This window comes from Pseudomonas sp. S4_EA_1b, assembly GCF_016307435.1.
Lineage (GTDB): Bacteria > Pseudomonadota > Gammaproteobacteria > Pseudomonadales > Pseudomonadaceae > Aquipseudomonas > Aquipseudomonas rhodesiae.
This window is the reverse complement of record NZ_JAEILC010000078.1, coordinates 18,871-43,895: the sequence shown is the minus strand read 5'-3', so window position 1 is coordinate 43,895 and position 25,025 is coordinate 18,871. Positions and strand designations below refer to the sequence as shown.

Sequence of the window (25,025 nt, the reverse complement as noted above, 5' to 3'; positions counted from 1 at the left end):
CGCCATCCTGGCTGTCCAGGAGGTTTTTATGATTCGTTCGATGCTGTACGCCACGGACCTCGGCCTGTATGCGCCGTATGTGATGCAACATGCCTTGGCGCTGGCGCGGACGTTCAAGGCTGACCTGTACGTGATTCATGTGGTTGAACCTATCGGTCTGTTCGCCGAATCGGTGTTGCAGAGCTACCTTGATGAAAAGGCCTTGATTGAATGGCAAAGCCAGGGCCTGAGTACCATGATCGCAACGATCGAGCAGCGTGTACTGGAGAGTTTTCGTGAGGAGTTGGGGGAGGGCGAGCAGGACTTGAAGTGGATCCGCTCGGTGCGCGTGATTCAGGGCGACCCGTGCGAGGTGATTCTCGACCAACTGCGTAAACTTTCCGTCGACTTGTTGATCGTAGGAAGTCATAGCTCTACCAGTGCGCAGGCCACGCCATTGGGCCGTACTGCCACGCGGGTGGTGCAGCTGTCTACGGTGCCGGTTTACCTGGTGCCGTCGCTACAACGTCGACGCAGTGATGACGTGTGAATGGGAGAAGGGATAAAAAGTTCTAGATTTATCCTTCTGACCTTTAATATAGTTATATATCGCTGCTGATACCCGTGGCGTCTATCTGCTTTGAGGGACACATATGAAGCTTCAACAACTGCGCTACATCTGGGAAGTGGCGCACCACGACCTCAACGTTTCCGCTACCGCTCAAAGCCTTTACACCTCGCAACCGGGTATCAGCAAGCAGATCCGCCTGCTCGAAGACGAGTTGGGCGTCGAAGTGTTCGCGCGCAGCGGCAAGCACCTCACCCGCGTGACACCGGCCGGTGAGCGCATCATCACCACCGCCGGCGAGATTCTGCGTAAAGTCGAAAGCATCAAACAGATCGCCCAGGAATTTTCCAACGAGAAAAAAGGCACCTTGTCGATCGCCACCACCCACACCCAGGCCCGTTATGCACTGCCACCGGTGATTCGCGACTTCATCAAACAGTACCCGGACGTGGCGTTGCACATGCACCAAGGGTCGCCGATGCAGATCGCCGAGATGGCCGCCGACGGCACCGTCGATTTCGCCATCGCCACCGAGGCGCTGGAGCTGTTCGGCGATCTGGTGATGATGCCGTGCTATCGCTGGAACCGTTGCGTGGTGGTGCCTCAGGGCCACCCGTTGGCCAAGCTGCCGAAACTGACCCTCGAAGCCCTGGCGGAATACCCGATCGTCACCTACGTGTTCGGGTTCACCGGCCGTTCCAAGCTTGATGAAGCCTTCAGTCATCGTGGCCTCACGCCGAAAGTGGTGTTTACCGCCGCCGACGCCGACGTAATCAAGACTTACGTGCGCCTGGGACTGGGGGTGGGTATCGTCGCCAAGATGGCGGTGGACACCAACCTCGATAAAGACTTGGTTGTGCTGGATGCCAGCGAATTGTTCGAGTCCAGCGTGACCAAGATCGGTTTCCGTCGCGGTACGTTCCTGCGCGGGTTCATGTGCGATTTCATCGAGAAGTTCGCCCCACACCTGACTCGCGAAGTGATGGCCAAGGCCATCCAGTGCCATAACAAGCAGGAGCTGGAAGAACTGTTCGACGGCGTGGAACTGCCGGTTCACTGACCTTAGGCGTTGGTACTCAGGATCACGCAGGGCGCCAGGGTTAACATGGCGTCCTATACGAACAAGCGCGCCTACCGATTATTTGGCGTCGGTAACCGTGAAGTACTGCCGGGCGCCGGCCACCAGCACTTCCACCTCATCGCCTTCGAACTTGCCCAGCAGGCTTTTGCCCAGGGGCGAGCGCGGGGTGATGACGGTTACCGGCTGGCCCACCACATCCACTTTCAATCCCGCCGCATCGGGCGCCAGGAACAGCCACTGCTGGCGACCGTTCTGGTCTTCCAGGCCCAGTAACGCACCGACTTCTATACCACGCTGCTCATCGTAGGGCCGCACTGGCAGGTTCTGGCACAGTGTCAGGGCCTGCTTGATTTCCTCAACGCGTCTGGCTTGCCCGGTCGCCAGGTAAGAGGCTTCCAACCCGAGGGTGTCGTATTTGTTCTCGGCGATGTTTTCTTCGTGGGTCGCGGTTTCGTAGGCGGTCTGCGCGGCACGTTGAGCGATGTCGAGATCGACGCCGAGTTTTTCCAGGATGAGCGTGTGGACAGCGTATTTATTCATGTTCATCAATCGCAGAATTGCAGGACGTTGGCGCGGGACTTCTCGGTCGGGGCGTTCTGGTCCTGTTGCAGCCAGAACTGACATTTGGGGTTGGACAGGTTGCGCGCATTGTTGCGCGCCTGATCCAGGGCTTGTTGCTGCTCCTGTTTTTGCAAATTCTGCTGGTACTGCTCGAACATTCGGTTGGGCGGTTCCGGCGCAACAGCGGCGGCGGGCGTGCCCCAATGCTGGACGGCCTGGGCCACTGGAGCCAAGGCTTGAGGGAAGAGGTAGCGCGAGGCCAGCCAAGTGGTCAGCACAATGGCGACGAACCCCAGCCATAGGCCCAGGGCGATGGCGAGCATAAGTTTGGGCAGCGATAACGGACGGTCAGACATGGCGGCCTCCTGGCGGGCATTGACGGCATGGCGGCGATTGTCGCACAGCCCCTGTGCAGAATAATCACGATCAAGACTTCTGCATCCGTGCATTTATGCGGACAATCGCCCATTTGATCGATGGAGCCCGGAATGAAAGCCCGCTGGGATATTTTTTGCAGCGTCGTCGATAACTACGGCGACATCGGCGTGACCTGGCGCCTGGCCCGGCAATTGGTGGTGGAGCACGGTTGTGCCGTGCGCTTGTGGGTCGATGACTTGCGCGCCTTCGAACGTATGTGCCCTGACATTGACATTCGGCTCGACCAGCAATGGCAAGAGGGCGTCGACGTGCGCCACTGGCCGGCCGAGTGGGCACAGGCTTCGGCGGCAGATGTGGTGATCGCAGCGTTCGCATGTCAGTTGCCGCCGGACTATATGGAAGCCATGGCCGCGTGCGAACGGACTCCGCTGTGGATGAACCTGGATTACCTCAGCGCCGAAGAGTGGGTGGTGGGTTGCCATCGTTTGCCGTCGGTGAAGTTCAAGGGCGTGCAGAAGTACTTCTTCTTTCCGGGGTTCCGCGAAGGCACTGGAGGGTTATTGCGAGAGGCTGGATTGCTGGAGCAACGTCAGGCTTTTCAGCAAGACGCCGAGGCGCAGCGACAATTCCTGCATGCGATGGGCGTATTTCCGACCATTGGCACGCGATTGATCTCACTGTTTGCTTACGAAAACCCTGGGCTGGCCCCATGGCTGGACGTGTTGTCGACGGACGGGACCGCCACTCATCTGTTGGTGCCCGAGGGGCGCATACTCGGCGATGTGCAGCGCTGGCTCGGCGTGGATGGGTTGGCAGCCGGGGATATTCATCGGCGCCAAGCCCTGACCGTGCAGGTGCTGCCGTTCGTGCGCCAGGAGCAATACGACCGTCTGCTCTGGTGCTGCGACTTCAATGCCGTGCGCGGCGAAGACTCGTTCGTGCGCGCCCAGTGGGCTGGCCGACCGCTGTTGTGGCATATCTATCGCCAGGACGAAGACATTCATCTGGACAAACTTGACGCGTTTCTAGACCTCTACACCGCCGCGCTTTCTCCGGCGGCGAAAACTGCGCTCGTGGCTCTCTGGCAAGCCTGGAACACCGAGGGCGATATGGCCAGCGCTTGGAAAATGCTGCTGGAACACTGGCCCGAGGTAGCCCGGCATGCCGAGTCGTGGTGTCTGGAACAGGCATTGCAGGACGATCTTGCGACGGCGCTGGTACAGTTTTATGAAAGTTGGATATGATACGCGACCTTGATTTTTGTAAATCCCATCCAAATTTCGGATATACGTAATGAAAACTGGTAAAGAACTGAAACCCGGTACAGTGATCCGTCTCGAAAACGACCCTTGGCTGGTTCAGAAAGCTGAGTTCACCAAGTCTGGTCGTAACAGCGCAATCATGAAGACCAAGCTGAAGAACCTGCTGACCGGTTACAAGACCGAGATCGTCTACAGCGCCGACGACAAACTGGACGACGTGATCCTCGACCGCAAAGAAGCGACCCTGTCCTTCATCAGCGGCGACACCTACACGTTCATGGACACCACCGACTACACCATGTACGAGCTGAACGCTGAAGATATCGAAGCCGTTCTGCCGTTCATCGAAGAAGGCATGGAAGACGTCTGCGAAGCGATTTTCTTCGAAGAGCGCCTGGTTTCCGTAGAGCTGCCGACCACTATCGTGCGTAAGGTTGCCTACACCGAAGGTTCCGCCCGTGGCGACACTTCCGGCAAGGTGATGAAGCCTGCCAAGCTGAGCAACGGCACCGAACTGCAAGTAGCCGATTTCATCGAAATCGACGACCTGATCGAAATCGACACCCGTGAAGGTGGTTCGTACAAAGGTCGCGCCAAGAAGTAATTCTGGCTTCGCCGATACGAAAAAAAGCCCGACCTAGCGTCGGGCTTTTTCGTGGGCGGTGGGTTACTTCAGGTGTTGCTTGAGCTCATCGGACGCCTGCAACAGGGCCGAACGCACCGCCGGCACTTGGCTGACCACGTTAAGCAACCCGTAGTCGTGGATCATGCCGTTGTAACGCACCGCCGTCACCGGCACGCCGGCCTCGTCCAGTTTGCGCGCATACGCCTCGCCTTCGTCGCGCAGCACGTCGGCGCCGGCGGTCTGCACCATTGCTGGTGGTAGACCCTTGAGTTGCGCGGTGGTGGCGCGCAGCGGTGAGGCGTAGATCTCGGCGCGTTGCTCGGCGTCGGTGGTGTAGTTGTCCCAGAACCACTTCATCATATTTTTGGTAAGGAAGTGCCCTTCGGCGTACTGGTTGTAGGACGCTGTCTCGAAGTTGGCGTCCGTTACCGGCCATAACAGCAACTGGAACTTGATTGCCGGCGTACCCTTGTCTTTGGCCATCAGGCTGACCACTGCGGCCATGTTGCCGCCGACGCTGTTACCGGCCACCGCCAGGCGCTTGCCGTCGACGTTGATCTCTTTGCCATGCTCGGCCACCCACTTCGTGGCGGCATAGGCCTGATTGATCGCCACCGGGTAATGGGCCTCGGGTGAAGGCGTGTAGTTGACGAACACTGCCGCCGCTCCCGAACCCGCCACCAGATCCCGTACCAAGCGTTCATGGGTAGGGTAATCCCCCAGCACCCAGCCGCCACCGTGGAAGAACATAAACACCGGCAATGTGCCCTTGACCCCGGCTGGACGCACGATGGTCAGCTCCAGCGGCTGGCCATCGACCTGGATGGTCTTGTGGCTCACGTCCGCCTGGGGCAGCGTCAGCTTCACCCCCGCCTGAGCGCCGGCCAGCACCGCACGGGCGTCTTTCGGCGTCAGTTGTTCGATGGGTTTGCCGGTACCGGCATTCAACGCATCCAGAAAAGCCTGGGTGTTGTGCTCCACCTCGCCGGTCGCCGCGAAGGCGCTGCCGATGGACAGGGCGAGCAGGGTGCCGGTGAGTGCTTTACCAATGGTGTTCATGTGCTTCTCCTTAGGCGACAGAGTTGATCAGACGGTTACATGCAGACGTACATCGACGTTGCCACGGGTGGCGTTGGAATACGGGCAGACCTGGTGAGCGGCGTCGACCAGGCTTTGCGCATCCGCCTGGCTCAGGCCTGGCAGGCCGATGTGCAGGTCGATATCCAAGCCGAAACCGCCGGGGATCTGGCCGATACCGACGTGAGCGGTGATCGCGGCGTTATCCGGGATTTTGCGTTTGGTCTGGCTAGCAACGAATTTCAGTGCGCCGATAAAGCAGGCCGAGTAACCGGCGGCGAACAGTTGTTCCGGGTTGGTGGCCTGGCCGCCGGCACCGCCGAGTTCTTTCGGGGTGGAGAGCTTGACGTCGAGGATGTTATCGCTGGAAACAGCGCGACCATCACGGCCGCCGGTGGCGGTGGCTACTGCGGTATAGAGCGTTTGCATGGTGGAACCCTCGTTTTTTTAGCGCTAAAGTTTTGTGCGCTAAGTAGTTGGTGAGGGCAAATGTATAGCGCTAATGTTTAGCGCGCAAGATAAAAGTTAAAAATATTTTCGTCCCGCTCTAAATCGCTGTGGGAGGGGGCTTGCCCCCGATGGCGGTTTATCAGTCGACAAATTTTTGACCGAGCTGCCGCAATCGGGGGCAAGCCCCCCCCCACGTCTTTACTGTGTTCAGATCGCGTTTTGCAAGTTGCCGCGCAACGCGAGCAGATCCGCTTGCAGCTTGCGCAATTGGTCCAGCTCCAGACCGCTGGCGCCGAGAATGCATTGAGGGATCCCCATGGCCTTGGCTTGCAAGGCGCGGCCAGCATCGGTCAACTCCACCACCACCACGCGCTCGTCTTCGCGGCTGCGGGTGCGGCTGAGCAGATCTTCGGCTTCCAGACGCTTGAGCAGGGGAGTGAGGGAGCCGGGATCGGTCAACAGTCGGCTACTGATTTCACCGACGGTTAAACCGTCCTCTTCCCACAACACCATCATGGCCAGGTACTGCGGGTAGGTCAGGCCCAGCGCTTGCAGCAGCGGCTTGTAGACCTTGGTCATCAGCAGTGAGGTGGAATGCAGGGCGAAACACAGCTGGTTGTCCAGCATCAGGGATTCGCAGGGGGCAGGGTTCTTGCTCATGGTGGCGCCTTAAAAACGTGTCTGCTCTGGAATCTAGCGGGCAAATCTTTAATGCGCCAGGTAATTCTGCCCTAACGGTCAGATCAAGCCGCTCTGCAGTGCCAGATCCCACGGTGGCACTGGGCTGAAACGCGTTTTCAAGTATTCGAGCAGCAGACGACTGCGGGCGTTGGGTTGTTGCTCCAGGCGCAAGGCGTAGATCCCGGTGGTTTCCGGACTGGGCAAACCGTTTTCGCAAAACAGCGGTAACAGTTCGCCGCGCACTAGGTACTCACTGGCCAACCATGTCGGCAGATGGGCGATACCCAGCCCGGCGAGCGCTCCGCAAAGCAAGGCTTCGGCGTTATTGGCGCTCATGCGGATGCGCTGCGGGCGGTAGGTGGCGCGGCGCCCATCCAGCTCGAAGCGCCAGGCAAACATAGGCGCCAGTCCGTCCCAGTCCAAGCCATCGTGGTCGCTCAGTTCCCGAGGATGGGTCGGCGTGCCGCGGCTTTTCAGATAGGCCGGGCTGGCGCAGGCGATGCGCACGATGCTGGCCAATGGGGTGGCGATCAGCCGCGTATCGACGATATGCCCGGCGCGCAACACCAGATCGACTTTGCCCAGGTGCGCGCCCTGCATGTCCACGAAGCTATCGATCAGATGCAGGTGCACATCCAGCCCGGGGTATACGTTGAGGAAGTCGGCAATCACCGGTGCCAGGTGGCGTCGCCCAAAAGCGGCCGGCGCATCCACCCGAATCAAGCCTTCCGGCGCATGGCTTAGGGACACCGCTTCGGCTCTTGCCAGTTGCAGCTCGCTGACAATTCGCCGCGCCCGTTCGGCAAAAGCCAGGCCCGCCGGTGTCGGCACCACCGCGTGGGTGCTGCGCTGGAACAGACGACTGCCCACCGAATTTTCCAGGCTGTCGATACGCCGGGCCACGGCCGACGGCGTCAGCGGATGGCGACGCGCCGCGGCGGAGAAGCTGCCGGTCTCCAATACGTCGAGAAACAGGCTCAGTTGGTCGGTCAAGATGTTCGGGTTCATGGCGGCTGCTTGTGCGAGATTGGCACAGCCATTGTGCGTTGCTGTGCGTTTCCGCGCCAGGCGCGACTGCGTAGCATGCGAGGTCTTGGGTTGGTGGAGTAATGCGCGGTGTTGGATTTAGCGATTTATCTGGTCTTGGGCGCAGCCCTCGGCACGGTCGGCGGGTTGTTCGGCATTGGCGGTGGGCTGATTGCTATCCCGGTGCTCGGCGTGCTGTTCGGCCTGGATCAACAGATTGCCCAGGGCACCGCGCTGGTCATGGTGGTGCCCAATGTGATGCTGGCGCTGTGGCGCTATCACCAGCGCAATCGCATCGAATTACGCCACGCCTTACCCTTGGGCGTAATGGGATTTATCTTCGCTTGGCTGGGATCGATCTGGGCGGTCGGCCTGGATGCCGGAGCGATGCGCATCGGCTTTATCGTGTTTTTGCTGGTGCTGTCGGCCTACAACCTGGTGCGAATGTTCACGCGCAACGCACCAGCCACGGCGCAGATGCGCTACGGCTGGCCTTGGCTTGGCGTGCTGGGCGCGGCTTCCGGGTCCATGGGGGGCTTGTTCGGAGTGGGCGGCGCCGTGGTCGCCACGCCGGTGCTGACCAGCGTGTTCGGCACCACGCAGGTGGTCGCCCAAGGATTATCCCTGGCGCTGGCGCTGCCCAGCACTGGCGTGACCCTGGTGACCTACGCCTGGCACCACGAAGTGGACTGGATGATCGGCTTGCCGCTGGCCATCGGCGGCCTGCTCAGCATCAGTTGGGGCGTGAAGGTCGCCCATGCCATGCCGGAACGCCTGCTGCGCGGCCTGTTCTGCGCCTTCCTGGTGGTGTGCGCGGTGATGCTGACGTTTAAAGTCTGAAGCCCTCGCGGATGTAATCGGCCAGGCACTCGGTGATCGGCGAGGTCATGTTGGCGTTGCGTAACAGGTGCAGGTTCATCGACGGCAGCGGCGGGAAGCCTTCGTCGCTGCCGAGTACGCGCAGTTCCTCGGTCACCAGGCTTTCCATGCAGATCATCACCGCCAGCCCGGCATTCACTACCGCCTGGATCGCCGCGACGTTGGAGCTGTGATACGCCAGGCGGTAGTCCCGTCCGGCCGCCTCCAGCGCGGCGCAGGTCCATTGGGTATAGACGCAATCGGTGCCGGAGACCGCCAGCGGCAGCGCATCATGTTCGTCCACGCAAAAGCACGGCGATGCCGCCCACACCATGCGTTCGGTACGCAGCAGCTCGCCGATTTCATGGCCCGGCTCGCGGCTGACCACGGTCAATGCCAGGTCCCGGCGCTGCATCAACACCGTGGACGACTCGCAGTGCATCTCGATCTGGATCAACGGGTATGCCTTGGAAAACGGCTTGAGAATGCCCGGCAGGAAACGCATTACGTAGTCGTCCGGCGTGCCGATGCGCACCAGCCCCACCATATGCGGCTCGCGCAAGGTGTTGAACACTTCGCTGTGCAGCTTGAGGATGCGTCGCGCATACCCCAGCAACACCTGGCCCTCTGGCGTCAACCGCACTTGGCGGCCATCGCGCTCGAACAGTTTGCGCTGCAGCACGTCTTCCTCCAGGCGTTTCATCTGCATGCTCACCGCCGACTGCGTGCGGTTGACCAACTCTCCAGCGCGGGTGAACCCGCCGTGATCGGCGATGGCGACGAAGGTGCGCAGCACGTCCGTATCAATGCTTGGGTAACCGGACAATTGATCAATCTCCGAGATGGATTGCATAAGAAACATTCGTTGGATTGATCATAGGGCCAAGCACACACTGGCGTCATCCCCAAGGGAGGGTGACGAGATGAAAGGTCAGAAAGGTTTTGTGCTGTTGGCGAAACGCCCGTTTGCCGGGCTATTTCAGGTGATGAGCCGTTGGCAGGTACTGCATCAGGAGCGTCGGTTGCTGGCGAGCTTGAGCGATGACGCATTGAAGGACATCGGCCTCAACCGCGCCGATGTGGAGCGCGAGCGTCATCAGCATTTCTGGCAGGACCCGCTGCGAAAATAACCATGGATGCAGTAGGGTAGGCGGCGAGCCCTCACGGAGACTGCCATGCCTGCCGACCTGTGTTTCTCCCTCAAACAAGCGCGACGCCTGGCGCTGGCAGCCCAAGGGTTTTCCGGGCGTCAGCCGCCGGCGTTGGTCAAGGCCACCCATGTCAATCGCTTGATCGAGCGACTCGGGGTGTTGCAGATCGACTCGGTCAATGCGCTGGTGCGTTCCCATTACCTGCCGTTGTTTTCCAGGCTAGGCCAGTACTCACCGGCGTTGCTGGAGCACGCCGCCTGGAGCCAGGGGCGGCGACGGTCGCTGTTCGAATATTGGGGGCACGAAGCCTCATTGCTGCCCATGGCGTTGTATCCATTGCTGCGCTGGCGCATGGCACGGGCTCAGCAGGGGCAGGGCATTTATGCGCAGATGGCGCGCTTTGGCCGCGAACAGCAAGCCGTTATCCAGCGCGTGCTGAAGACGGTGGAACAACAGGGTGCGCTGGGTGCTGGCAGTCTGTCGACCCGCGAGGAGCGCGCCGGCCCGTGGTGGGACTGGAGTGACGAAAAGCACGCGCTGGAATGGCTGTTTGCTGCGGGCCTGGTCACCGTTGCCGGTCGGCGTGGGTTCGAGCGCCTCTACGATTTGCCTGATCGGGTGATCCCCGACGCCATCCTGAACACCCAGGTGAGTGAGGCCGAGGCGCAACGTGGCCTGTTGTTGCATAGCGCCACCGCGCTGGGGGTAGGTACTGAAAAAGACCTGCGCGATTACTTTCGTCTGGACCCCGCCGACAGCCGCATTCGCCTTGCCGAACTGGTGGAAGCGGGCCAGTTGCTCAGTTGTCGGGTGCAGGATTGGAAGCAACCGGCGTACTGCCTGCCAGCCCCAACCGTGCCGCGCAAAGTACCGGCCAGTGCCTTGCTGTCGCCGTTCGATTCGCTGATCTGGGAGCGCAGCCGCACCGAGCGTCTGTTCGACTTCCGCTACCGCTTGGAGATCTACACGCCGCAACATAAGCGCGTGTACGGCTACTACGTGCTGCCGTTTCTGCACAATGAACGCATCGCCGCGCGGGTTGACCTGCGCGCCGAACGCGCCTACTCACGCCTGGCGGTGCATGCAGTGCACGAAGAAGCGCCAGGTCTGGACGAGGAGGGGATGCGGGCGTTGGCCGTGAATTTGCGTCAGATGGCCGACTGGCTGGGGTTGCAACAGGTACAGCTCAATTGCCAAAGGCCCAGTGCCGATCGATTGCGCAGCGCGATGATCGGCTTGGATGTTGGCCGTTAGGGCCTCATCGTGGGCAAGCCCACTCCTACATTGGAATGCAGGGTTTGATTGCAATGCATTCCCTGTGGGAGTGGGCTTGCCCACGAGGGCGTCAGCCCAGTCTCAGCGTTTGACCTGCTTCAACGTCTCGGCAATCAGAAACGCCAGCTCCAGCGACTGATCGGCATTCATCCGTGGGTCGCAGTGGGTGTGGTAGCGGTCCGACAAACCATCCTCGGTGATCGGCCGGGCGCCGCCGATGCATTCGGTGACGTTCTGCCCGGTCATCTCGATATGAATCCCGCCGGCATAGGTGCCCTCGGCCTGATGCACCTGGAAGAACGCCTTCACCTCCGCCAGGATCTGCGCAAAATCCCGGGTCTTGTAGCCGCTGCTGGCCTTGATGGTGTTGCCGTGCATCGGGTCGGAACTCCACAGCACTTGTTTGCCCTCGCGCTGCACGGCGCGGATCAGATTGGGCAGGTGGTCGCCGACCTTGCCGGCGCCCATGCGCGCAATCAGGTTGAGGCGGCCGGGGTCGTTGTCCGGGTTGAGGATGTCGATCAGGCGGATCAGATCGTCCGGGTCCATGCTTGGGCCGACCTTGACACCGATCGGGTTGTTCACCCCGCGCAGGAACTCGACGTGGGCGCCGTCCAACTGACGGGTACGGTCGCCGATCCACAGCATATGGGCCGAGCAGTCGTAGTAATCGTTGGTCAGGCTGTCACGGCGAACGAAGGCTTGTTCGTAATTGAGCAGCAGCGCTTCGTGGGCGGTGAAGAAGCTGGTCTCGCGCAGTTGCGGCGAACTGTCCATGCCGCAGGCGCGCATGAACGCCAGGGTTTCGTCGATGCGGTCGGCCAGTTGGCTGTATTTGTCGGCCAGCGCGGAGTTGGCGATGAAGTCCAGGTTCCACTTGTGCACTTGGTGCAGGTCGGCAAACCCGCCCTGGGCGAAGGCGCGCAGCAGGTTGAGGGTGGCGGTGGACTGGTGGTAGGACTGCAGCAGCCGCTCCGGGTCCGGCACGCGGCTTTTCTCGTCGAAACCGATGCCGTTGACGATATCGCCTCGGTAGGCGGGCAGGGTGATGCCATCGATGGTTTCATCGTTGGCCGAGCGCGGCTTGGCGAATTGACCGGCCATACGCCCGACTTTCACCACCGGGCAACCGGCAGCGAAGGTCATCACGATGGCCATCTGCAGTAGCACCTTGAAGGTGTCGCGGATTTTCGCGGCGGAGAACTCGGCAAAACTTTCGGCGCAGTCACCGCCCTGCAACAGGAAGGCGCGGCCTTGGGTCACTTCGGCAAACTGACGGCGCAACTCGCGGGCTTCCCCGGCGAACACCAGCGGCGGATAGCTGGCCAGGCTTTGCTCCACTTGCAACAGGTGCGCTGCATCCGGGTACTGGGGTTGTTGCTGGATCGGCAGGGCGCGCCAGCTCTCGGGGCTCCACGGTTGGCTCATCTTGAACTCGATTGGCTGATTGACGGTCGGGCGCCAATGTTATCAGCAATTAGTGCGTGACCTGTTGCCGCCGGTTGGCCGACAATCGCGCCTTTGCCCAGCGGTAAACCCTTTAGGAGCAGTGATGACAGAGGAGCGTGTCGAGCGCGTGCTGGCCGAGGTCCATGATGACTTCGGCATGATCCGAGTGCTCGAAGTGGCCGACTACCGGTTTCTCGAATTCGGCGATGCCATCGAGCAAAGCTGTGTGTTCACCGCCGACCCGAGCTGGCTGGAGTACGACTACACCCGCGCCATGCTGATCGGCGCGTTGTGCCACGAGCAGCCCGAGAGCGCGCTGTTCCTTGGCCTGGGCGCCGGTACGCTGACCCAGGCATGCCTCAAGTTCCTGCCATTGGAGGATGTCGAAGCCATCGAACTGCGCCCCGACGTGCCGCGCCTGGCCATCGAATACATGGGCTTGGACGACGATCCGCGCCTGTATATCCGCATCGGCGATGCCCTGGAGTTGCTGGAAAGCGCCGAACCGGCCGATCTGGTGTTCGTCGACCTGTATACCGATGTGGGCCCCGGCGTCGGGCACCTGGCCTGGGCTTTCCTGGAGAACTGCCAGAAGAAACTCAACCCCGGCGGCTGGTTGGTAATCAACCAGTGGGCCACCGACGATGGCAAACCGTTGGGCGCGGCGTTGCTGCGCGGTTTGTATCACCGGCATTACTGGGAATTGCCGGTGAAGGAGGGCAACGTCATCCTGTTGGTGCCGTCGGAGTTGGATCAAGAGCTCGACCTGCACGCACTTTCGGCTCGTGCCGAAGCACTGGCAGCGCAACTGGGCTACTCGTTGCAGCCACTGATCAAGGCGATTAGGTCGGCCACTTAGTAGGCTGAGCGCGCCCGTCCGCGCTCTTGTGGGGGAAGGTGGCCCCGGTGGGGGATCATTCTCTTGCTGAATTCGTCCGGTAACGGGCAGGTTTCAAACCAAAGGGTCTTAAAAGTTAAGTGAAACGTTTAAGCGCGTTAGCCTGCGGGGCCGGGCCTTTGTAAAAACAAACCCGATCGATTTGGTTTTTAAAAGCGTTGCAGCCGCGCGTTTATCGGCGGCCGCCGATAAAAAAAGCTCCCTTTTTCGGCTATTTCCGGTATAGTGCGCGCCGGCCTTTAACCGGGCCGCGTTTAGGTAGCGCAATTCCCCGAAGTCAGCTTCGGCTGCACGTCCGCACAGCGGACTCTCCCTTGACGAATCTTTTTCATTCATTCGTTTTCGCAAATCCCCGCCGACAAAGCAGCCAGGGCGACTCTTGAGTCTCAACACGGCATGCGCAGCTTTGGAGCATGGGTCTTTGCGGATGCACTCAGAGGCAGACCCATGACCCAGGAAACCGGCGGCTTCGCCGCTTTTAATCTTAATCCGAACATTCTTGCAGCCGTCGCAGCGACCGGCTACGAAGAACCTTCGGCTATTCAGCAGCAATCGATCCCAATCATCATGGCCGGTAAGGACATGATTGGCCAGGCGCAAACCGGTACCGGTAAAACCGCCGCGTTTGCCCTGCCTATCCTGCATTGCATCGATCCTGCCAAGCGCGAACCGCAAGCCCTGATCCTGGCGCCAACCCGTGAGTTGGCGCTGCAAGTAGCAACCGCTTTTGAAACCTACGCCAAGCAAATGCCTGGTGTAACCGTTGTGGCCGTTTACGGCGGCGCGCCGATGGGCCCACAACTGAAAGCCATCCGTAATGGCGCACAGATCGTTGTCGCCACCCCGGGCCGTCTGTGCGACCACCTGCGTCGTGACGAGAAAGTCCTGTCGACCGTGAACCACTTGGTTCTCGACGAAGCTGACGAAATGTTGAAGCTGGGCTTCATGGACGATCTGGAAGTCATCTTCAAGGCTCTGCCAGCCACCCGTCAGACCGTACTGTTCTCGGCCACGCTGCCTCAGTCGATCCGTGCCATTGCCGAACGCCACCTGCGCGATCCGGAGCACGTGAAGATCCAGACCAAGACTCAGACCGTTACCGCGATCGAACAGGCTCACCTGTTGGTTCACGCTGACCAGAAGACCTCGGCTGTATTGAGCCTGCTGGAAGTCGAAGACTTCGACGCCCTGATCATGTTCGTGCGCACCAAGCAAGCGACCCTGGACCTGGCCAGTGCCCTGGAAGCCAAAGGCTACAAAGCCGCTGCGCTGAACGGTGACATCGCCCAGAACCAACGTGAGCGCGTGATCGACTCCCTCAAGGATGGCCGTCTGGACATCGTTGTGGCGACCGACGTTGCTGCTCGCGGCCTTGACGTTCCACGTATCACCCACGTGTTCAACGTTGACATGCCGTACGATCCGGAATCCTACGTTCACCGTATCGGCCGTACCGGCCGTGCCGGTCGCGAAGGTCGTGCCTTGCTGCTGGTGACGCCGCGTGAGCGCCGCATGCTGCAAGTGATCGAGCGTGTGACCGGTCAGAAGGTGGCCGAAGTACGCCTGCCGGATGCCCAGGCCGTTCTCGATGCCCGCATCAAGAAACTGACCAACAGCCTGGCACCCCTGGTGGCTGACGCTGAATCGACCCACGGCGACTTGCTGGACCGCCTGACCGCCGATATCGGTTGCACCCCGCGTGCTCTGGCCGCCGCACTGCTGCGCAAGGCCACCAACGGTCAGGCCCTGACCCTGGCCGCCATCGAGAAAGAACGCCCACTGGTTCCGAACAGCGCCCCGCGCGGTGATCGTCCAGAGCGTTCCGGCGACCGTCCGGACCGTGGTGATCGTGAGCGTCGCGCTCCGGTGCCATTGGCCGAAGGCCGTGCCCGTTGCCGTACCGCGCTGGGTGCGCGTGACGGTATCGCTGCCAAGAACCTGCTGGGCGCTATCCTCAACGAGGGTGGCCTGGCGCGTGAGGCTATCGGTCGCATTCAGGTCCGTGACAGCTTCTCCCTGGTGGAGCTGCCGGAAGACGGTCTGGAAAAACTGCTGGCCAAGCTGAAAGACACTCGCGTTGCCGGTAAGCAGCTGAAGCTGCGTCGCTACCGCGAAGATTGATCGGCCCTTGGGCTGATTGATCGAAAATAAAAAATCCCCGACTGGTTCGGGGATTTTTTTGCCTGATTTTACAGTTAGTCGAATCGGTAGATGTCCATGCCGAGCGCGCCCATCGTGAAGCCTTGGTGCGCCACACCAAACGTGCCGCCGGCGCCACGCGCGAAGAACAACGGTAACAGGTGTTCGTCGCTCGGATGGCTGCGCACGGCATAGGGCGCCTGGCGACGGTAGTCATGCAGGGCCGCTTCATCATTGGCCGCCAGTTTATCCACCACCCAATCGCGGAACTCCCGCGCCCAGGGCTCGGTGCTCTCCGGTCCCGCGTGCCAGTCCAGTTCACCCAGGTTATGGGTGATGCTGCCGGAACCGATCAGCAACACGCCTTGGCTGCGCAGGCCCGCAAGGGCGTGGCCAATGCGAGTTTGCAGGGCAGGGCCCATACGACTGGGAAGGGAAACTTGCACCACGGGAATGTCGGCTGCCGGGTACATCAGCGAGAGCGGCACCCAAGTGCCATGATCAAAAGGGCGGCGCTCATCGACTCTCGCATTCAAGCCGTCGGCGTGGAGCAATGCGACAACTTCGCTGGCCAACTGCGGGTCCCCTGGCGCCGGGTACTGCACGGCGAACAGCTCGCGGGGAAAACCGCCGAAGTCGTGCCAGGTTTGCGGGGCGGCACTGCCGCTGACCAGTAATTCCTCGCTTTCCCAGTGGGCCGACACAACTACAATGGCCTTCGGTCTGGGCAATTGCGCGGCGAGGCGCTGCAGGGCAGGACCGCTGGCGCCAGGTTGCAGGGCCAGCATGGGCGAGCCATGGGAGATAAACAGGCTAGGGAGCATTTGAAGGGTCCTGAGCGTTAACATGGGCCCATCTTCAATCAGATCATTGATCTAAATCTAATATAAGTTTTAGCAGTATTTGATCGAATTTTTGGGGTGATCCATGGAACCTGAGTTTTGGCATGACCGTTGGGCGACCAACCAGATCGGCTTTCATCAGTCCGACATCAATCCTTATTTGCTGCGGCATTGGCCCTCACTGGCCCTGGCTCACGGCGCTCAGGTGTTGGTGACGCTGTGCGGCAAGAGCCTGGACCTGATATGGCTGGCCAGTCTGGGGCATCGGGTGCTTGGGGTGGAGCTATCGGAACAGGCTGTGCAGACGTTCTTCAGTGAGCAGGGGCTGCACCCGCGAATTCATCAGCATGGTGCGTTCACGGTGTATCAGGCTGCGTTGATCGAGGTGTGGTGCGGTGACTTCTTTGCATTGGACGCCGAGGTGTTGGCCGACTGCGCTGCGTTGTATGACCGTGCCGCGTTGATCGCTTTGCCGCCGTTGATGCGGGCACGTTATGCAGCGCACTTGAATCGTTGCCTGCGTGCGGGCTGTGAGGGCCTGTTGATCACCTTGGATTACGACCAGGCGCTGAAAGCCGGTCCGCCCTTTGCGGTCACGCAGGATGAGGTGAGGGTGTTGCTCGCGTCGCACTGGACGCTGCAAGTGCTGGAGGAGCAAGACATTCTGGGCGAGAGCTGGAAATTCGTGCAGGACGGCGTGCCGCGCCTGGACGAACGCGCATACCGACTGACCAGGGTGTAAATCGCGCCCACTAAAAAGGGGCGATCAGTCAGATCGCCCCTTTTCGGTATTGCCGGTTGCCGTCAGCCGCGACGACGCAAGGCGTCGATGCGCTCTTCCAGCGGTGGGTGGCTCATAAACATGCGAGCCAGGCCCTGTTTGATGCCGCCGTTGATGCCGAAGGCGGTCAGGCTGTCCGGCATATGCACCGGCAGGCCCTGTTCGGAGCGCAGGTGTTGCAGCGCTGCGATCATCGCCCCGGTGCCGGCCAGGCGTGCACCGGCTTCGTCCGCGCGGAATTCGCGTTTGCGCGAGAACCACATCACGATGGCGCTGGCCAGGAAGCCGAGTACCACTTCCGCGAAGATGGTCGCCACGAAGTAGGCAATGCCACGGCCTTCTTCGTTCTTGAAGATCACCTTGTCGACGAAGTTACCGATGATCCGTGCGAAGAACATCACGAAGGTGTTCACCACGCCCTGGACCAGTGCGAGGGTGACCATGTCACCGTTGGCCACGTGGCCGATCTCGTGGGCCAGCACGGCCTTCACTTCATCGTACGAGAAGCGTTCGAGCATGCCCTGACTCACGGCAACGAGCGCGTCGTTCTTGTTCCAGCCGGTCGCGAAGGCGTTGGCTTCATAGGCCGGGAAAATTCCGACTTCAGGCATCTTGATGCCCGCCTCGCGGGACAGCTGTTCAACGGTTTGCAGTAACCATTGTTCGTGGCGGGTACGGGGCTGAGTGATGACCTGGGTGCTGGTACTCATCTTCGCCATCCACTTGGAGATGAACAGCGAGAAGAGCGAGCCGGCAAAACCAAAGACCGCACAGAAAATCAGCAGCTGATTGAGGTTCAGGTCAACCCCATTGGCCGCCATGAACCCATTGAAGCCAAAAAGGCTCAGGGTGACACTGGCAATCAGCACGACCGCCAGGTTAGTGGCCAAAAACAGCAGGATGCGCATCATGGTTGTAGAGTTCTCCTCATGCTTAATATGTTGCGTACTGCGGGGTATATAAGGTGCGCCATGGGGCTATTCAACCGAGCGACTATTTCAAACTGTGTCCTACAGCATGAATGTAGAGCCTTGAAGGGATTTTCCCACATGAAACACCGCTCGATATCTGTCCTTAGTTGCCGTATTTCCCCATGATTATAGGGGGATGGGGGCAAATGAGAGGTTAACGTAGTAAGTAGGGAGGGTGGCGGAATAGAAGTGTTGCCAGATGCTCGCTGTACGACCGGATCTCGGCCGTACAGCTACGTTTCACTACTGGCGATAAGACTTCAGGAAGTTGCCGATACGACCGATGGCCATCTCCAAGTCATCCACGCGCGGCAAGGTGACGACGCGGAAGTGATCCGGCCATGGCCAGTTGAATGCCGTGCCCTGTACGACCAGCAGTTTTTCCGATAGCAGCAGGTCGAGCACGAATTTCTCGTCGTTGAGAATCGGGCAGACTTTCGGATCGATCCGTGGGAAGGCGTACAGCGCGCCCATGGGTTTGACGCAACTGACGCCGGGGATGGCGTTGAGCAGCTCCCAGGTGCGGTTGCGCTGTTCCAGCAGCCGGCCTTGTGGCAGCACCAGGTCGTTGATGCTTTGATAGCCGCCCAGGGCGGTCTGGATCGCATGCTGGCTCGGTACGTTGGCACACAGGCGCATATTGGCCAGTATGTCGATGCCTTCAATGTAGCTCTGGGCGTTGTGCTTGGGGCCGGAGATGGCGATCCAACCGGAGCGGAAACCCGCCACGCGGTAGGACTTGGACAGGCCGTTGAAGGTCAGGCACAACAGGTCCGGCGCCAGGGAGGCGGTGCACACATGTACGGCATCGTCGTACAGGATCTTGTCGTAGATTTCGTCGGAGAACACCACCAGGTTGTGCTGGCGCGCCAGTTCGAGCATGCCCAGCAGCACTTCCTTGGAATACACCGCGCCGGTAGGGTTGTTCGGGTTGATGATCACCAGCGCCTTGGTGTTCGGGGTGATCTTGGCCTTGATGTCGGCCAGGTCCGGAAACCAGTCGGCGCCTTCGTCACACAGGTAGTGAACGGGGTGGCCGCCGGCCAGGGTCACGGCGGCGGTCCACAATGGGTAATCAGGCGCAGGTACCAGCACTTCGTCGCCGTTGTTGAGCAAGGCCTGCATGGACATCACGATCAGCTCGGACACGCCGTTGCCCAGGTAGATGTCCTCGATGCCAACGCCTTCCACCTGCTTCTGCTGGTAGTACTGCATCACCGCCTTGCGCGCGCTGAACAGGCCTTTGGAGTCGCTGTAGCCTTGGGCGGTGGGCAGGTTGCGGATCACGTCTTGGAGGATTTCGTCCGGCGCTTCGAAACCAAACGGCGCCGGGTTGCCAATGTTCAGCTTGAGGATGCGATGGCCTTCCTCTTCCAGGCGTTTGGCGTGCTTGAGCACTGGGCCGCGAATGTCGTAGCAGACGTTGGCGAGCTTGTTCGATTTGCTGACCTGCATGGCGATGTGATCCTGAAAATGAACGATCCAGACGGTGTGGGCACTACCGTACTGTGAAGGCTGCGAGGCCCGCACCCAGAAATACGTTTGAATGCCGGTAGCGCGGGTGCCAGACTGGCGTTTTGAAGAGGCGCAATCATACGTGCCGCCTGATCCATGGAAAAGACACAGATCAGGGTTTTTCAGTTGCCGAGGTGTACCGATGGATAAGTTGCAGAAAACCGTTGAAGAATGGAAAGCGATGCTCGATCCGGAGCAGTACAACGTATGTCGCCTCAAAGGTACCGAGCGACCTTTCAGCGGCAAGTACAACGACACCAAAACGGACGGCGTGTACCACTGCATTTGCTGCAATGAGCCGCTGTTCGATTCCAAGGCCAAGTTTGACTCGGGCTGCGGCTGGCCCAGCTTCTACGAGCCGATCGCCGACAGCGCCATGATCGAGATTCGGGACGTCAGCCACGGCATGATCCGTACCGAAGTCACCTGCGCCAAGTGCGATGCGCACCTGGGGCATGTGTTCCCCGATGGTCCGCCACCGACCGGTTTGCGCTACTGCATCAATTCGGTGTGCCTGGATCTGGTGCCTCGTTGAAGTGAGTAGGTAGCGCGTCGGGAGTGAGTGACGAGATGGCTCGCTCCCAGTCATAAACGTGATCGAGCATGATCAATGCGCTCAATTAAGTTGTGTGCAATTGAATCGCTCGCTATGTTGTGGGCTCTTCCCCCGACACGAGGCACAGCCATGAGCGACAACCTGCTGAGTATTCCCTGCACCACCATCAAGGGTGAGCAAAAGACCTTGGCCGATTTCGCCGGCAAGGCCGTGCTGGTGGTCAACACCGCCAGCAAATGCGGCTTCACCCCGCAGTACAAGGGCCTTGAGCAACTCTGGCAACAGTACAAGGATCAGGGGCTGGTGGTATTGGGGTTCCCCTGCAACCAGTTCGGCAAGCAGGAGCCGGGTGACGAAGGGGCGATTTCAGAATTCTGTGAGCTGAACTACGGTGTCAGCTTTCCGCTGTTCAAGAAAATCGACGTCAATGGCAGCGATGCCCATCCTTTATTTGTGCAATTGAAACAGCAGGCCCCCGGTTTGCTGGGTTCCAAGGGCATCAAATGGAACTTCACCAAGTTCCTGATCGGTCGCAATGGTCAGGTGGTCAAGCGCTTCGGCCCGACCACCAAACCTCAGGACTTGACCCAAGAGATCGAAGCCCTGCTCAAATGACTAACCCACCCGTTGTGTCCCTGGCCCTGGACAACCAATTGTGTTTCAAGCTCTACGCGGCTTCGCGGGCGGTAACCCGTGCCTACAAGCCGATGCTGGATCCATTGGGCCTGACCTACCCGCAATACCTGGTGATGCTGGTGCTGTGGGAGTGGCATGACGCCCCTCCGGCGCAGCCTACGGTCAAGGCGCTGGGGGACCGTCTGATGCTCGACTCGGGCACCCTCACGCCGTTGCTCAAACGTCTTGAGCAACTGGCTTGGGTGCAGCGGCGGCGCAGTACCCGGGATGAGCGGGAAGTGCATTTGAGCTTGAGTGAGGCCGGCGTGCATCTGCGCGAGCGGACTTACCAGGTGAAGACGCGACTGTTGTGCGACAGCGGCATCGACCTGAACCAGGCGGACGACCTGCGCGATGGCCTGGACCAATTGCTGGGGCAGATCAGAGCGCTGTCGTCTTCGGCACCCACAGATCCAGCAGGGCATTGAGTTCTTCGCGACGGAAAGGCTTGGCCAGGTAGTCGTTCATCCCGGCTGCGCGGCAGCGTTCGCGTTCTTCGGACATAGCATTGGCGGTCAACGCCACGATCGGCAGGTCCGGCCAGCGTCCACTGCTGCGGATCTGCCGACTGGCCTCGTAGCCATCCATCACCGGCATATTGCAATCCATCAGCACCATGTCGAAGTGTTGCTCTTCCAGGCACTTAAGCGCTTCGCCACCGTGGCCGGCCACGACCACCTCACAGCCCAGCTTGCTGAGCATGCCCTTGGCCACCAGTTGGTTGACCGGATTGTCCTCCACCAACAGGATGCGCGCGCGGTGCGCTACAGGCGAGGCTTCCACTTGGATCGGATCGAGGATCAGGTGCCCATCGCTGCGCAAGGTGCGTCGCAGAATCTGATACAGCGCGTTGCGGCTCAAGGGGCGGGCCTGTTGCTGCAACGGCGCGAGTGCGGCCACTTCTTCGCTGGGCATAAAGTTGCCGTACGCCGTTACCACCAGAATCGGTGCGGTAATGCCCGGCCGCAGTCGGAACAGGCACTCCGGGCAGTCAGTGATCAGCAGGTCCGGGGTTTCTCCGCTCAAATCATGGTCCTGGGCGTAACAGCGCGGCGTCAGCCCCCAGTAGGGCAGGAGCGTGGTCAGTAGTTCCGTGAGGCCGCTGCTGGCATTGGTGATGGCGATCACATCACCGCTGAGCGGCGGCGGCTGCACCGCCGGCAAATGTGACGGCAGCGGCAGCTCGGCGCAGAATTGGCTGCCAAAGCCGACCTCCGAGCTGATGCTCAAGCGCCCCTGCATGGCTTCACACAGGTTTCGCGTCAGTGCCAGGCCCAGGCCCGTACCGCCAAACTGGCGAGTGATGCCGGCGCCGGCCTGGGTAAACGGTTGGAAAATTTTTACCTGAGCTTCCTGCGCGATGCCGATGCCGGTGTCGCAGACTTCAATGTGGACCTTGCCCTCCTGAACGCTGAGACGCACATCTACGCGCCCGAAGCGGGTGAACTTGAGGGCGTTGGACAGCAAGTTGCTGACGATCTGCCGCACGCGCGTCGGGTCGCCCAGCACTTGGGCCGGAAACCTCGGGTCGATCAGGCAGGTCAGCTCTACGCTAGGCGCGGCGTTCTGCGACAGCAGGTTGGCGGTGTCTTCCACCAGCGCGCCCAAATCGAATGGAATGCGCTCCAGTTCCAACTGGCCGGCATCGAATTTGGACAGGTCGAGGATATCGTTGAGCAACTCCACCAGCACTTTGCCCGAATCGTGGGCGATGGACAGTTGCTGACGCTGCTCGGCGTTCAAGCTGCTGTCCAGCGACAGCGCGATCATGCCCAGCAAGCCGTTGAGCGGGGTGCGGATTTCGTGGCTCATGTTCGCCAGGAACGCCGCGCGGGCCTGAGCCATGCCCAGGGCATGCATTTTGGCCGCCTCCAACTCGTCGTTGGACTGGCTCAGCCGCTGGTTACTGGCCTTGAGTTCCAGGGTACGAGCGGAGACGATATCTTCCAGTTGGCCCAGGTATTCGGTCAGCCGGTCTTCGGCGTGGCGGCGCTGCTGGATTTCAGTCTGCATGTTTTCGAATTGCTGGTTGGCCACGGTGACCAGTACGCCGATTTCGTCATTTTCGTGCCCGGGCGGGCAGTCCAGACGCGTGTGTTTGCGCGTGCTCAATTCGCCAATGATGCGTACCAGTGGTTTGGTCAGCATCACATAGAACAGCCCCAACAGGATGCCGGTCAGCAGCAGGCTGCGCACAAAGCCATTGAGCAGTGTGATCTCGGCGCGCCGCAGGAAGCGGCTGCCGAAAGCGTAGGTATCGACGTCCAGACGCAGCACACCCAGTGAGTCGTTGGGCATATGGCTCAGGTAGAGCCGGTCCTCAAATTGGCGATTGGCGCCAAACATCAGGTCGCTGAGGGCGCGGTAGGTGCTTTCCTTGCGCGGCCGTTTTACATCGGCCAGCACCAGGCCGTTGTTGTCGATCAACTGCGCGCGAATGATGGCGGGGGAGTGCAGCAGGCCCAAGGTCAGTTCCTGCGCCAGCTCGGCGTCGATGTTGTAGGCAATACGCGATGCCGGGTTATGGCTGATTTCGATCAGCGAGCGAATTTCACGGTTGATGGATGCGTCTTCGCTGGCATAATCAATGCCGATTTGGATCAGACTGAGCAAGGTTCCCAAGACGAAACCGACCAGCACAGTCAATCGGGCTTGTTTATAAGACAAGCGGTGGGCGAACTTGATATCCATCGAGTGTTGAACCACTTCACGTTTCCCTTCGCCCGGCAAGCATAGCTGAACATCCACAGGCTCTGGCCTGCCCGGCATGAATCGTTTTATACGCAGCCCCTTGCGGTCTGTCGCAGGGTTGCCAATACGCCATCTTTTGCAAGAACTTGCCAGAGGAATAATCGTGGATTCTCGATTGAATGCCTTTCTTGAGCGGGCCGATGCAGTACTTGCCCGCCTGGAACCCCTGCTGCCAGCGCCCCGACAGGCCATCGACTGGAACCAGTGCCTGGCCGCGCGCTGGCAACGCGAGGGGCGCACCGGGTTTCTGTTGCCGCTGGAGGTCAGTCTGGACATGCGCCTGTCCGACTTGATCGGCGTCGACAAGCAGCGCGAGCAACTGGCGCGCAATACTCAGCAGTTTCTCGACGGCCTGCCCGCCAACCATGCGCTGCTGTGGGGTTCGCGCGGCACCGGCAAGTCGTCCATGGTGCGTGCCCTGCTGGCCCAGCATGCCAACGCCGGTTTGCGCCTGATCGAAATCGAGCGTGATCACTTGGCCGATCTGCCACGTGTAGTCGAGCAACTGCTCAAACTGCCGCAGCGCTTTATCCTGTTCTGTGATGATCTGTCGTTCGAGGCCGGAGAGGGCGACTACCGCGTGCTTAAAAGCGTGCTGGACGGTTCCCTAGAACAGGCGCCGGAAAATGTGCTGCTCTATGCCACCTCCAACCGTCGCCATTTGGTGCCGGAAAACCAGAGCGACAACGATAACTGGAAGCGCGTGGACGGCGAACTGCACCCCAGCGAAGCCGTGGAGGACAAGATTGCCTTGTCCGACCGCTTTGGCTTGTGGCTGTCGTTCTACCCGTTCACCCAGGAACATTTCCTGGATGTGGTGGAGCATTGGATCGGCGAACTGGCCAGCAAAGCCGGTTTGCAATGGCAGCGTGACGAAGCGCTCGATATTCTCGCCGTGCGCTGGGCCACCGGGCGCGGCAACCGCAACGGACGTTGCGCGTATCAATTCGCCCGTTACTGGGTGGGCCTCAAATTGTTGGAGCGTCAACCATGATCGATTTGCAACACGCCGGTACAGGCCTGGATGGCTATGCCATGCTCTGCGCGCAGCTGGAGTCGCTGTTAGCCGATGAGCGCGACTTTATCGCCAACAGTGCCCAGTTTTCTGCGTTCCTGTTCAACCAACTGGATGACTTGAACTGGGCTGGTTTTTACCTCAATCGCAATGAAGAACTGGTGCTCGGCCCGTTCCAGGGGCAGATCGCCTGTGTGCGTATTCCGTTCGGGAAGGGCGTCTGCGGTGCAGCAGCAGCCTCGCGCCAAACCCAGCGCGTCGAGGATGTGCATGCCTTCCCTGGGCATATTGCCTGTGACAGCGCCTCCAACAGTGAGCTGGTGGTCCCGCTGGTCAAGAACGGCCAATTGATTGGTGTTCTTGACCTCGACAGCCCTTTGATGGCCCGTTTTACCCAACAGGACCAGCAGGGCATCGAGCAATTGGCGGCGATTTTTCTGCGCTTGACCGACTGCTGATGC

General features: G+C 60.3%; 28 protein-coding genes. 15 read left to right on the top strand and 13 right to left on the bottom strand.

Annotation, left to right across the window (positions count from 1 at the left end):
* Positions 1 to 28: 28 nt before the first annotated feature.
* Both YA0848_RS23060 and cysB read left to right on the top strand, forming a co-directional pair.
* Positions 29 to 529: a universal stress protein gene (locus YA0848_RS23060; protein ID WP_034096586.1), complete on the top strand. Its 501-nt coding sequence runs from the start codon at positions 29 to 31 to the stop codon at positions 527 to 529.
* Positions 530 to 632: 103 nt separating this feature from the next.
* Positions 633 to 1,607 carry an HTH-type transcriptional regulator CysB gene (gene cysB / locus YA0848_RS23055; protein ID WP_003189876.1) on the top strand — a complete coding sequence of 325 codons (975 nt, stop codon included), beginning with the start codon at positions 633 to 635 and terminating at the stop codon, positions 1,605 to 1,607.
* Positions 1,608 to 1,685: 78 nt separating this feature from the next.
* Here the strand turns inward: cysB and YA0848_RS23050 are convergent, their stop codons facing one another.
* Positions 1,686 to 2,168, bottom strand: a complete 483-nt coding sequence (locus YA0848_RS23050) for a GreA/GreB family elongation factor (RefSeq protein WP_034096791.1) — start codon at positions 2,166 to 2,168, stop codon at positions 1,686 to 1,688.
* Between the two features lie 5 nt (positions 2,169 to 2,173).
* The gene (locus tag YA0848_RS23045) at positions 2,174 to 2,545 is read right to left on the bottom strand and encodes a hypothetical protein (protein ID WP_034096587.1); all 372 of its coding nucleotides are present in this window, start codon (positions 2,543 to 2,545) and stop codon (positions 2,174 to 2,176) included.
* A 132-nt stretch (positions 2,546 to 2,677) separates the two neighbouring features.
* On the opposite strand from YA0848_RS23045, the gene earP reads away from it, so the two are divergent.
* Positions 2,678 to 3,811, top strand: a complete 1,134-nt coding sequence (gene earP, locus YA0848_RS23040; RefSeq protein ID WP_034112582.1) for an elongation factor P maturation arginine rhamnosyltransferase EarP — start codon at positions 2,678 to 2,680, stop codon at positions 3,809 to 3,811.
* Positions 3,812 to 3,860: 49 nt separating this feature from the next.
* On the top strand, positions 3,861 to 4,433 hold the full coding sequence (locus YA0848_RS23035; protein ID WP_003172723.1) for an elongation factor P: 573 nt from the start codon (positions 3,861 to 3,863) through the stop codon (positions 4,431 to 4,433).
* A gap of 63 nt (positions 4,434 to 4,496) precedes the next feature.
* Here the strand turns inward: YA0848_RS23035 and YA0848_RS23030 are convergent, their stop codons facing one another.
* From YA0848_RS23030 to YA0848_RS23015, 4 genes are all read right to left on the bottom strand, one after another.
* Positions 4,497 to 5,513 carry an alpha/beta hydrolase gene (locus YA0848_RS23030; RefSeq protein WP_034112584.1) on the bottom strand — a complete coding sequence of 339 codons (1,017 nt, stop codon included), beginning with the start codon at positions 5,511 to 5,513 and terminating at the stop codon, positions 4,497 to 4,499.
* 27 nt (positions 5,514 to 5,540) lie between these two features.
* Positions 5,541 to 5,960 carry an organic hydroperoxide resistance protein gene (locus YA0848_RS23025; RefSeq protein ID WP_034096590.1) on the bottom strand — a complete coding sequence of 140 codons (420 nt, stop codon included), beginning with the start codon at positions 5,958 to 5,960 and terminating at the stop codon, positions 5,541 to 5,543.
* A 228-nt stretch (positions 5,961 to 6,188) separates the two neighbouring features.
* Positions 6,189 to 6,641, bottom strand: coding sequence for a MarR family winged helix-turn-helix transcriptional regulator (locus tag YA0848_RS23020; RefSeq protein WP_099313099.1), 453 nt, complete (start codon positions 6,639 to 6,641; stop codon positions 6,189 to 6,191).
* Between the two features lie 78 nt (positions 6,642 to 6,719).
* The gene (locus YA0848_RS23015; protein WP_034096592.1) at positions 6,720 to 7,670 is read right to left on the bottom strand and encodes a LysR family transcriptional regulator; all 951 of its coding nucleotides are present in this window, start codon (positions 7,668 to 7,670) and stop codon (positions 6,720 to 6,722) included.
* 108 nt (positions 7,671 to 7,778) lie between these two features.
* Between YA0848_RS23015 and YA0848_RS23010 the strand changes: the two genes are divergently transcribed.
* Positions 7,779 to 8,528, top strand: a complete 750-nt coding sequence (locus YA0848_RS23010; RefSeq protein WP_034112589.1) for a sulfite exporter TauE/SafE family protein — start codon at positions 7,779 to 7,781, stop codon at positions 8,526 to 8,528.
* On the opposite strand, the gene YA0848_RS23005 is transcribed toward YA0848_RS23010, so the two are convergent.
* The gene (locus tag YA0848_RS23005; protein ID WP_034096594.1) at positions 8,518 to 9,399 is read right to left on the bottom strand and encodes a LysR family transcriptional regulator; all 882 of its coding nucleotides are present in this window, start codon (positions 9,397 to 9,399) and stop codon (positions 8,518 to 8,520) included. The two genes, YA0848_RS23010 and YA0848_RS23005, sit on opposite strands and share 11 nt — an antisense overlap.
* A 70-nt stretch (positions 9,400 to 9,469) precedes the next feature.
* Here YA0848_RS23005 and YA0848_RS23000 point away from each other — a divergent pair, with 70 nt between their 5' ends.
* Positions 9,470 to 9,676 (top strand): DUF1127 domain-containing protein, encoded by a 207-nt coding sequence (locus tag YA0848_RS23000; protein WP_034096595.1) that lies wholly within the window; start codon positions 9,470 to 9,472, stop codon positions 9,674 to 9,676.
* A 45-nt stretch (positions 9,677 to 9,721) separates the two neighbouring features.
* Positions 9,722 to 10,951 (top strand): winged helix-turn-helix domain-containing protein, encoded by a 1,230-nt coding sequence (locus YA0848_RS22995; RefSeq protein ID WP_169903276.1) that lies wholly within the window; start codon positions 9,722 to 9,724, stop codon positions 10,949 to 10,951.
* Between the two features lie 102 nt (positions 10,952 to 11,053).
* On the opposite strand, the gene YA0848_RS22990 is transcribed toward YA0848_RS22995, so the two are convergent.
* Positions 11,054 to 12,400 carry a class II 3-deoxy-7-phosphoheptulonate synthase gene (locus tag YA0848_RS22990; protein WP_034096597.1) on the bottom strand — a complete coding sequence of 449 codons (1,347 nt, stop codon included), beginning with the start codon at positions 12,398 to 12,400 and terminating at the stop codon, positions 11,054 to 11,056.
* 124 nt (positions 12,401 to 12,524) lie between these two features.
* On the opposite strand from YA0848_RS22990, the gene YA0848_RS22985 reads away from it, so the two are divergent.
* On the top strand, positions 12,525 to 13,280 hold the full coding sequence (locus YA0848_RS22985) for a spermidine synthase (RefSeq protein ID WP_034096598.1): 756 nt from the start codon (positions 12,525 to 12,527) through the stop codon (positions 13,278 to 13,280).
* A 108-nt stretch (positions 13,281 to 13,388) separates the two neighbouring features.
* Here YA0848_RS22985 and YA0848_RS36140 read toward each other — a convergent pair whose 3' ends face one another.
* Positions 13,389 to 13,655: a hypothetical protein gene (locus YA0848_RS36140; RefSeq protein WP_219730070.1), complete on the bottom strand. Its 267-nt coding sequence runs from the start codon at positions 13,653 to 13,655 to the stop codon at positions 13,389 to 13,391.
* Between the two features lie 111 nt (positions 13,656 to 13,766).
* Between YA0848_RS36140 and YA0848_RS22975 the strand changes: the two genes are divergently transcribed.
* A complete protein-coding gene (locus YA0848_RS22975; protein ID WP_014717677.1) occupies positions 13,767 to 15,440 on the top strand; it encodes a DEAD/DEAH box helicase in 1,674 nt (557 codons plus the stop codon).
* A gap of 74 nt (positions 15,441 to 15,514) precedes the next feature.
* Here the strand turns inward: YA0848_RS22975 and YA0848_RS22970 are convergent, their stop codons facing one another.
* A complete protein-coding gene (locus tag YA0848_RS22970) occupies positions 15,515 to 16,282 on the bottom strand; it encodes a DODA-type extradiol aromatic ring-opening family dioxygenase (protein ID WP_169903275.1) in 768 nt (255 codons plus the stop codon).
* Between the two features lie 103 nt (positions 16,283 to 16,385).
* Between YA0848_RS22970 and YA0848_RS22965 the strand changes: the two genes are divergently transcribed.
* Positions 16,386 to 17,042: a thiopurine S-methyltransferase gene (locus tag YA0848_RS22965; protein WP_169903274.1), complete on the top strand. Its 657-nt coding sequence runs from the start codon at positions 16,386 to 16,388 to the stop codon at positions 17,040 to 17,042.
* A gap of 62 nt (positions 17,043 to 17,104) precedes the next feature.
* On the opposite strand, the gene htpX is transcribed toward YA0848_RS22965, so the two are convergent.
* The gene (gene htpX, locus YA0848_RS22960) at positions 17,105 to 17,992 is read right to left on the bottom strand and encodes a protease HtpX (RefSeq protein WP_034096601.1); all 888 of its coding nucleotides are present in this window, start codon (positions 17,990 to 17,992) and stop codon (positions 17,105 to 17,107) included.
* A gap of 303 nt (positions 17,993 to 18,295) precedes the next feature.
* Positions 18,296 to 19,507 (bottom strand): pyridoxal phosphate-dependent aminotransferase, encoded by a 1,212-nt coding sequence (locus YA0848_RS22955; protein WP_034096602.1) that lies wholly within the window; start codon positions 19,505 to 19,507, stop codon positions 18,296 to 18,298.
* 202 nt (positions 19,508 to 19,709) lie between these two features.
* Between YA0848_RS22955 and msrB the strand changes: the two genes are divergently transcribed.
* The 3 genes from msrB (at position 19,710) to YA0848_RS22940 (ending at position 21,226) form a co-directional block, all read left to right on the top strand.
* Positions 19,710 to 20,102 carry a peptide-methionine (R)-S-oxide reductase MsrB gene (msrB, locus tag YA0848_RS22950; protein WP_034096603.1) on the top strand — a complete coding sequence of 131 codons (393 nt, stop codon included), beginning with the start codon at positions 19,710 to 19,712 and terminating at the stop codon, positions 20,100 to 20,102.
* 150 nt (positions 20,103 to 20,252) lie between these two features.
* Positions 20,253 to 20,738 carry a glutathione peroxidase gene (locus tag YA0848_RS22945; RefSeq protein ID WP_034096604.1) on the top strand — a complete coding sequence of 162 codons (486 nt, stop codon included), beginning with the start codon at positions 20,253 to 20,255 and terminating at the stop codon, positions 20,736 to 20,738.
* On the top strand, positions 20,735 to 21,226 hold the full coding sequence (locus YA0848_RS22940) for a MarR family winged helix-turn-helix transcriptional regulator (RefSeq protein WP_034112662.1): 492 nt from the start codon (positions 20,735 to 20,737) through the stop codon (positions 21,224 to 21,226). Before YA0848_RS22945 ends, YA0848_RS22940 begins: the two co-directional genes overlap by 4 nt.
* On the opposite strand, the gene YA0848_RS22935 is transcribed toward YA0848_RS22940, so the two are convergent.
* Positions 21,180 to 23,489 carry a response regulator gene (locus tag YA0848_RS22935; protein ID WP_169903273.1) on the bottom strand — a complete coding sequence of 770 codons (2,310 nt, stop codon included), beginning with the start codon at positions 23,487 to 23,489 and terminating at the stop codon, positions 21,180 to 21,182. The genes YA0848_RS22940 and YA0848_RS22935 overlap by 47 nt on opposite strands.
* Before the next feature lie 163 nt (positions 23,490 to 23,652).
* On the opposite strand from YA0848_RS22935, the gene YA0848_RS22930 reads away from it, so the two are divergent.
* Positions 23,653 to 24,543 carry an ATP-binding protein gene (locus tag YA0848_RS22930; RefSeq protein ID WP_034096607.1) on the top strand — a complete coding sequence of 297 codons (891 nt, stop codon included), beginning with the start codon at positions 23,653 to 23,655 and terminating at the stop codon, positions 24,541 to 24,543.
* The gene (locus YA0848_RS22925) at positions 24,540 to 25,022 is read left to right on the top strand and encodes a GAF domain-containing protein (RefSeq protein WP_034096608.1); all 483 of its coding nucleotides are present in this window, start codon (positions 24,540 to 24,542) and stop codon (positions 25,020 to 25,022) included. Before YA0848_RS22930 ends, YA0848_RS22925 begins: the two co-directional genes overlap by 4 nt.
* Positions 25,023 to 25,025: the final 3 nt, after the last annotated feature.